The organism is Allokutzneria sp. NRRL B-24872 (assembly GCF_002155965.1).
In the GTDB taxonomy this organism is placed as follows: Bacteria; Actinomycetota; Actinomycetes; order Mycobacteriales; family Pseudonocardiaceae; genus Allokutzneria.
The window spans coordinates 1-656 of sequence record NZ_MUMH01000408.1; the positions used below are offsets into that span (position 1 = coordinate 1).

The following is a 656-nucleotide window of genomic DNA, read 5'->3' on the forward strand; positions in this document are numbered from 1 at the left end:
TGCCGGAACTGGCCGTCGCCGCCGGGACGGGAGGGACGCCCGGCGCTGCCACGGCGCCGGCCGCCGGGCCCGGTGATCCCGGCCCCACCCCCGTACGCCTGGTGCTGTCCGGTCCCGCGACCGAGCGGGCCGGGTTCGGGGCGGCCTGGCGGTTCGTCACCACGCCCGGGAACTGTTATGTGCTCGGGCCCGCCGCCTGGCACCCCGAGGACTGGCAGCTGCTCGACGAGACGTGCCTCGCGGCCCCGGCCGGGCTCGTCGTGCACGCCGAGTTCCGGCCCGGCGAGAGCCGGCTCGCCCTCGCGCCGAAGGATCCGTTCGACCGGAGCAACGTCCGCTGGCTGGGCGTCTTCGACCACGCGGGCGGAGCCCGGGAGCACGGCGAGGACGAGGAGCACGGCGGGGACGAGGGGCGCGTCCGGGACCGGACGCACGAGGAGGCCTTCCTCAGGACCGACTCCGCCGGGCGTCCCGAGTGGCAGATCGACGTCCCGGCGATCGAGGGTTTCCCCCGTACGGTCAAGGTCGTGTTCGCCGGACCCGCCCCGCACGCGCGTTCCGTCCTCTGCGGCGTCGAGTCCTGGGGCGACAAGGGGGCCCGGCAGGCCGAGGTGACGGTCCAGGCGTTCCAGGAGCACGGCATCCAGGAGGAGAAG

Annotated in this window: 1 protein-coding gene; it reads left to right on the forward strand. The window is 75.6% G+C overall.

Annotated elements, in window-relative coordinates:
* Positions 1–656 (forward strand): hypothetical protein (locus CCN37_RS40640; RefSeq protein ID WP_168201066.1); only part of this gene is annotated, 656 nt, incomplete at both ends.